The following is a 7437-nucleotide window of genomic DNA, read 5'->3' as shown; positions in this document are numbered from 1 at the left end:
GCGTGCGCGCCTGCCGATAGGAGCAACAGCAGCACCCCGCATGTCACGAGACACCTCAAGCCAGCCAGTCGTCTCACAGCAATCTCCGGATCTGCCCGTCACTCTATAGGAACGTAGCTGAAAATTCGCTGACGCTCGCATCAGCGGCCTGTCAGCTTGGCCGGTCTAGAAACCCGCCTATGAAACGGGACAACGCGCGAGCGCGTCCGAGCGCGTCACGGCAACAGGGGTAGAGAATGCTGCTTCGCCTCTTTCCTGGTGTTGTCATCGTCACCATCCTGTGCGCGACCACGCTCACGGTCCAGTCGCTCGAGCGCAGACCTGCACGGAATTTCTATTGGGCGGTGAAATGCCGTCATTGGACGCACAATGACGGCCTGCTTGCTTGTGAACCGAGGCCTATCGAAGCTGATGGACGCGCCAAGAGGGCGATCAATGCCCCAGTTTTCGATAGACCGAGCCAAGTCGCGATAACTTCCCCCGAGGATAATGTCGTTGATGTCGACAAAAAAACGACCCTGCGCGTCCGGCGCAGCATTGGTGGCCGCTGCACTGAACATCGCGACTCCGTTGATTGCGCCGCTTTCGGCTCGCCTATGCCAATGGGAGCCCGGACGCACGCCTCTTCGCCGTTGGTGGCGAATGCTATCAACGCTCCAGAATATATACACGCATTACCGACAGCGATGACATCCAGCCTCAAAAGACGTTTCCGCCGATGCCATGCATCGGAATGGAGGAAGCATTGTTGCGATCGTAACCGAAGCTACAAGGGCGATGCGAAAACTCGAAGCGCTTTGGCGTCCAAAAATCCAGGATCGTCAATCTCCAAGGCACCAAAACTGGGTCGACGCCCGTCGGTCATCTCCAGGCCCCAATATGCGATGTCCGCAGCAAGGAACATCGCCACACAACGGTTCAATGTGGCCCGATCCTCGTCGGTGACATCGGTTCCTGCCAAGGCAGGATTGCAGACCCTCAAGCGCAGAATTCCGATCTTTCCGATAGGGACCAGATGGTCCGGTAACCCCTTTTGATCACAGAGTATGAAAATGGTTCACGGTGTAGACCGCGCGGAGCTTGACGGAGCTGCCGCAGCTATTCTCGACAGACCGGCAAAAAAGCCGACTAACACTGTCAATGCAACATTCCCGCGACGCCAGGTGTTGATCGGCGCCGACTTTGCGCAGGAAGGCCGCCCCGGCGAGCGGCTCGACCGGTTCTTCGAGCAACTGGCGCAGAGATTCGCCACGTCGCCCGCTGTAATCTCGCAAGGCCGCGTCTGGACCTATCGCGAACTCGACAGGCGGGCCAATCAATTCGCGCGCCTGCTGGCCAACCGCGGCGTGCGGCCGGGCGACCGGGTAGGACTTTTGCTCGACCGCTCCGCCGAGACCTATATCGCGATCCTTGCCGTCATGAAGGTCGGCGCCGCCTTCGTGCCGCTCGCCACGGCCTTTCCACAAGAGCGCATGGCCCTCATCATCGAGGATGCTGGCATTGGCCTGATCATCACCGTCGACGGCTACGCTGAACGGGTCGAATGGTTGCCGGTCCGGCACGTGCTGATCGAAAGCTCGGCCCTGGAAATCTCCGCGCAGCCCGACACCCCCCTTCACGTCGACGGGGCGGACGACATTTGCTACATCCTCTACACGTCGGGCACGACCGGCCGGCCAAAGGGCGTTGTGGTCAAGCACTGCAGCTTCTGCAATTTCATACGTGTTGCCGCGGCTTCCTATGGCTACCGCCCCGGTGACCGCGTCTATCAGGGCATGACGATCGCCTTCGATTTCTCTTCGGAGGAGATCTGGGTGCCGTTCGTCGCCGGCGCGACCGTGGTGCCGGCACCGGGCCAGCGCACGCTGGTGGGGGAGGAACTAGCCGACTTCCTGCGCTACAACGACATTTCTTGCATGGCTTGTAGCCCGACACTTCTGTCTTCCATTGAGAGCGACGTGCCGAGCCTTTTGACGATTTTGGTCGGTGGCGAAGCCTGCCCGCCCAATCTGGTCGTGCGCTGGGCAAAGCCCGGCCGGCGGATCCTCAACACCTATGGTCCGACGGAAGCGACAGTGACGGCAACGATGAGCGTGCTGACGCCCGACAAGTCGGTGACCATCGGCGCGCCGCTACCGACCTACTCGACCGTGATTATCGACGCGGAAAAGCCTGAACTGACGCCGCTCGGTGAACTCGGCGAGCTCGGCCTTGCCGGCATCGGTCTGGCCGAGGGTTACCTCAACCGGCCGGACCTCACCGTAGAGAAATTCATTCCTGACTTCCTTGGGCTGCCGAACAATCCGTCGAAGCGAATCTACCGCACCGGCGACCTCGCCAGGATCAACGACGACGGCGAAATCGAATATCATGGGCGCATCGACACCCAGGTCAAGATCCGCGGCTACCGCATCGAACTCGGCGAGATCGAGGCGGTGCTGCTTGACCAGCTCGCGATCGCGCAGGCGGCCGTCACCACCTGGGAGGTCGAACCCGGTCGCGCGGAACTGGTCGGCTACTACGCGCCCAAGACCGGCATGCCGGTCGCTCGTGCCGATCTTGCCCGTGAACTGAAGCGCCGGCTGCCGGACTATATGGTGCCTTCCTACCTGGAGGAACTGCCCGCAATTCCCATGACGGTTTCGAACAAGGCCGACATACGCAAGCTGCCCAAGCCGAGCAGCCTCCGCCTGACCGCCGATCGTGCCATGGTTCAGCCCGGCAACGATGACGAGCGTTTCCTTGCCGCGACGCTCCAGGAAATCATGAACCTCGGTGAAACGTCTGCAGGAGGCGATTTCCTCGTTTCGGCCGACGACAATTTCTTCGACGATCTTGGCGCCAATTCCCTCTTGATGGCGCGTTTCTGCGCTCGGTTGCGCGCGCGCAAGGAGTGGGCGACTGCCTCCATGCGCGACATCTATCTCCATCCGACGGTAGCTCGGCTGGCGCGGCATTTGCGGATGCCAGACGAGATCACGACCGCCACCGACGCGCCGCTTCTTACCCACCGGGCATCGAATCTCACCTACTGGAGCTGCGGCGTGGCGCAGCTTTTGTTCTATGGCGTTTACAGTTACATCGGCCTTTGGACCTTCACCAAAGGACTGGACTGGGTCTATGAAGCGCTCGATGAGCCGTTTGAGCTCTATCTGCGCTGCGTGCTGGTTGAAGCCGCCGTTTTTTTCGGCATGTCGGGCTTCGCCGTCGTCGCCAAATGGGCGCTTGTCGGCCGCTGGAAGGCTGAGGCATTTCCGATTTGGGGCTTGCGCTACTTCCGTTTCTGGGTGGTCAAGACGCTGATCCGCACGGCACCCGTGGTGCTGTTCAAGGGCAATCCGCTCTACAGCATGTATCTTCAGCTCCTCGGGGCCAGGCTCGGCAAAAACACGGTCATCGAATGCCGCGCCGTGCCGGTGTGCACGGACCTCATCTCGATCGGTGACAACTCGATCCTGCGCAAGGAATCGATGGTCCTCGGCTACCACGCGCAGGCGGGCTATATTCATACCGGACCGGTGACGATCGGCGAGAGGGCCTTCGTTGGCGTCGGCAGCACGCTCGATATCCATACGAGCATGGGCGAGCGTACTCAGCTAGGGCACGCCTCGGCGCTGCAACGCGGGCAGGTTATTCCGGATGGCGAATCCTGGCATGGATCACCCGCCGTGCCGACTACGGCGGACTATTGCAAGGTACCAACCGAAAACGCCCCGAGGCTGCGCCGCATTGTGTTCGAGGCTGCGCAATTGCTGGTACTCCTGTTGTTCGTGACACCGTTGCCGTTGCTCTTCCACAGCTATTGGCAAAATGTCAGTGACGACCATCAACAGGCGATAGGTGTTGTCGCTGTTGGAACCACAGTTACGCTGTTCGGCTATCTCGTTATGGCGTTCCTCGCAGCGACCTTTGTGCCGCGCCTGTTCCGACTCTTCCTGAAGCCAGGCCGTACATACACCCTCTACGGCCTGCGCTACTGGATGCAGACTATGGCCGATCTCAGCAGCAATGTGAAATTGCTCAATCTCGTGTTCGGCGACAGCTCGGCCATCGTCCACTATATCCGTGCCATCGGCTGGAAACTCAACAAAGTGGTGCAGACCGGTTCCAATCTCGGTTCCAACCAGCTGCACGAAAACCCGCTGCTTTGCGAAATTGGCACTGAGACGATGGTGTCGGACGGGCTGTTCATGATCAACATCCACAAATCCGCTTCCTGTTTCCGGCTCGAACGCACCAGGATCGGCGAGCGCAATTATCTGGGCAACAACATCTTTTTCCCGCCCGACAGCAAGACAGGCGACAATTGTCTGCTTGGCACCAAGGTCATGGTTCCCATTGATGGGCCGGTGCGGGAAAATGTCGGTCTGCTCGGATCGCCTTCCTTCGAAATTCCGCGCATGGTCGATCGTGACAAGCGATTGATCGCGAGCGTTGGCGAACAGGAACGAAAGCATCGGCTGATATTCAAGAACCGCTACAATCTGGGCACCGCGCTGCTCTTCCTGGCGGCGCAATGGGTGATGCTTTTCGTGACGATCGTCATCTGGAACCACGCATTGAACTATGACACGGCTCGGATGGAAGTCGCACTGTTTGCCGCTGTGCTGCTCACCTCCGCCGTCGCAATCCCGTTCTACATCCTGATTGAGCGGGCAAGCCTCGGCTTTGGCAAGCTCACGCCGCAGATGACGACGATCTATGATCCGAAATTCTGGCATCACGAACGCCATTGGAAACTGTCGGATTCGCCGATCGCGCGGTTGTTCGGCGGCACGCCGTTCCGGCCGATGATCCTACGTTTGCTGGGCGTCAAGGTCGGCCGCCGCGTCTATGATGCCGGCGCTAACCTGACCGAGCGTTCGCTGGTGCAGATCGGCGATGACGTCACGCTGAACGAAGGCAGTGTCATTCAGGCACATTCGCTGGAGGAGGGCGCTTTCAAGTCCGACTACATCCGTATCGGCAACGGCTGCACGATCGGACCCGCCGCCTTCGTACACTACGGAGTGACGATGGGGGACGGTTCGGTGGCCGATGTTGATTCCTTCGTAATGAAGGGAGAGGCGTTGGAGCCCAATTCCATATGGCGCGGCAATCCGGCCAAGCTGCGAGGATTCGTAAGGCAATCAGATGCAGTTGTTGAGCGCTGAACAAAATGCCTCTGCTTGGTAGGGGATTATCCACGGCAGACGCCGCTTGAATACGGTTGGGCTCTGCTTCAACTCGCATCTACGAGCCGTCGATCAGAGGAGGCTGCATGTCGGAAGGGCTGTCATACTCTTGGAGCTTGCGAACTCGCCGCTCGACCTTGAGCGCCTGCCGTGGCACCTTCGCCGCTGCCTTGCGGGACAACCACTCGTTCACGCTGAGCAATTGCTTTCGTCGAATCCAATGGCGGGCAAGGTTGGACGCACGGCTCACTCTTGGATGAGCTGCGGATCATCAACACCACTGCTAGGAAATATGCTGTTTGAATGATCCAGGTCGCCAATACAGCGAAGCCCAAGGCCTGCCGAAGCGATCCTCCGCTCACATAAAACCAGCCAAATGTGGCGATGAACGTTACGGTCATTCCTGCGAGGAACTGGAGGAAATACATCAACGCGATCCCATAGGCAGGCACACTCCACGCTTAGTCACGCATATTGGAAGTATTGTCGAAAAACGATGGAGGATTGGTGGAGAATGCTTCGTTGCTCGCGACAATAGTCACGTTCCGATGCCGTATTAACAAAATTCATTTTGTCAGCCTCTGATGAAATCAGAAATCCGCCTGAATTGTGCCAAAGTTTTTCCCCGTTCTCGGTAAAAACTATAGGTTATGGTAGCGTTTCGTTGAACCCGACAGCTGAGAGAGACCTCATGGTTAAGGTACGCAAGCTTGCGATGCTTGGTGTATTCAGAATTCTTCTATTGGGTACGACGGTCGCCGTTTCCTTTCCGATGGCGCAGATTGCCTTGGCTGCTCCAGCGACGTCCCTTAATGCCGATGGCTTGTTGCGCAACATGCATCGTTCCTTGGCGACCGTGCTGGTTGGCTATAAATCAAATCAGGGCAAGCCTGCACGCGGTGATGCGCTTGTTTTGGAGGCTGCCAACCATGCCGCAAGTGATCTTGCCGGTCTTGAGAAGGCATTTAAGGATCGCAATGCCCGAGCTGTTTCGAATGCTACCGAGCGTCTGGCCGTCTCGGTTGGCCGTCTGGAGGCGGTTGCCCGTTCAGTCTCGCTGCGCAATCCAACGGTAGCAGAGGGTGTGCGTGCTGTTTCCGCAAATTGGGCAACCTACACGGCACGATATGCTCTTGCCCGCAACAAACATCAGTCGAAGGCGACTCCAAAACAGGTTGATGCTCTCAATGGGCAGGTCGCTCGGCTCGATCGAGAAGTGAGAAATCTACGCCAGCGTGTGGCCGCCAATGAAAGGCTGGCACATGATGTCGATGGTCTGGTTGCGCAGGTCGACCTTATCCAACGCCGCGGCGTGACGGTCGAAACTTACCAAGAAACCCTCCTTGTGTTGATTTCGTTCAGGGGCTGGGTGGGAGGCTACACTATTGTCACTCCCGTTTATTATCCGGAATACCGACAGCACTTCGTGGTATTCGAGCCGGAGATTGTCTTCGTCGACAGCTACTGGGACGGCTATTACGACGCCTACTACGAGAGCGTCCCCTGGGCATATTACGATGATCGTTTCGATCCACCGGAAGCGGTTAACATCAACGTCGATGTGACGATACAGCAAGATATTGATGTCTATGTGGACCAGGACATTACAGTGGTGGTCGATGGAACTGCTTCTGTCGAGGCCGATCTCACTCGGATCGAGGCTCAATCCTCTGACGTGACTGTCAGCCCAGATCAGCGAGAGTTGCGCAGTGCTGCCACCGAAGCCGTCGCATGGCACGATGCTGTCGCGCCTGCAACCATTGGCACCGAGCCGGGGGAGGTTGCACCAAGCGGGCCGGAGAAAACGCAGACGGACGAAACGTCCGGATCCGGGGATGCGGGCGAAGCTGTGAAGCCCGAAGCGGGAACAGTGCCGGATGACGGACCGGCAAAAGGAGAAAAGGGCGTAGATGACAAAGGCGATGTTACTCAAGCCGAGCCGATGCAGCCAAATGAAAGTGTCGGGCCTCATCCAGAAGCGGAATCGGCCGCCGAGGTGGAATTCAGCCGAGAGCTTAAGGCGGCGCCAAAGGATAAGCCGAACGATGAGGTCGATTATGAGGACGAGGCCGAGCCAGCGAAGGCAACGCCCGATGCTGTAGACTCGGCGCCGCAGCCGTCAGATGAGGCCGGGGCTGTTGAGTCTCAGCCCCGTGCTGCAGAAACTCAACCAGAGGAGGCAGGTGAACAAGAGCGAGCCAGGGAGGCCGAACAATCCTGCGAAAGCGAAGTTTGCGAATAGGAGGGATTGCGTTCAAACAAG

General features: G+C 58.4%; 4 protein-coding genes. 2 read left to right on the top strand and 2 right to left on the bottom strand.

The window, feature by feature from the left end; all coding sequences use genetic code 11:
- Positions 1-215: 215 nt before the first annotated feature.
- Positions 216-560 (bottom strand): hypothetical protein, encoded by a 345-nt coding sequence (locus ACFWYE_RS19350; protein WP_379113589.1) that lies wholly within the window; start codon positions 558-560, stop codon positions 216-218.
- Between the two features lie 486 nt (positions 561-1046).
- Here ACFWYE_RS19350 and ACFWYE_RS19345 point away from each other — a divergent pair, with 486 nt between their 5' ends.
- Positions 1047-5153, top strand: a complete 4107-nt coding sequence (locus ACFWYE_RS19345) for a Pls/PosA family non-ribosomal peptide synthetase (RefSeq protein WP_379113587.1) — start codon at positions 1047-1049, stop codon at positions 5151-5153.
- Positions 5154-5275: 122 nt separating this feature from the next.
- Here ACFWYE_RS19345 and ACFWYE_RS19340 read toward each other — a convergent pair whose 3' ends face one another.
- Entirely contained in the window at positions 5276-5602 is a 327-nt protein-coding gene (locus ACFWYE_RS19340; RefSeq protein ID WP_379113585.1) for a hypothetical protein, read from the bottom strand.
- 263 nt (positions 5603-5865) lie between these two features.
- Here ACFWYE_RS19340 and ACFWYE_RS19335 point away from each other — a divergent pair, with 263 nt between their 5' ends.
- Positions 5866-7416: a hypothetical protein gene (locus tag ACFWYE_RS19335; protein WP_379113583.1), complete on the top strand. Its 1551-nt coding sequence runs from the start codon at positions 5866-5868 to the stop codon at positions 7414-7416.
- Positions 7417-7437: the final 21 nt, after the last annotated feature.

It is taken from the genome of Mesorhizobium sp. NPDC059025 (assembly GCF_042739655.1).
In the GTDB taxonomy this organism is placed as follows: domain Bacteria; phylum Pseudomonadota; class Alphaproteobacteria; order Rhizobiales; family Rhizobiaceae; genus Mesorhizobium.
Note: the sequence above shows the minus strand (reverse complement) of the source record. Positions and strands in the feature narration are given on the sequence as shown.

Excerpts from the sequence above, each read along its gene's own strand:
- ACFWYE_RS19350 (WP_379113589.1), bottom strand. The coding sequence starts at position 560 with ATGTTCAGTGCAGCGGCCACCAATGCTGCGCCGGACGCGCAGGGTCGT.
- ACFWYE_RS19345 (WP_379113587.1), top strand. The coding sequence starts at position 1,047 with ATGAAAATGGTTCACGGTGTAGACCGCGCGGAGCTTGACGGAGCTGCC.
- ACFWYE_RS19340 (WP_379113585.1), bottom strand. The coding sequence starts at position 5,602 with ATGTATTTCCTCCAGTTCCTCGCAGGAATGACCGTAACGTTCATCGCC.
- ACFWYE_RS19335 (WP_379113583.1), top strand. The coding sequence starts at position 5,866 with ATGGTTAAGGTACGCAAGCTTGCGATGCTTGGTGTATTCAGAATTCTT.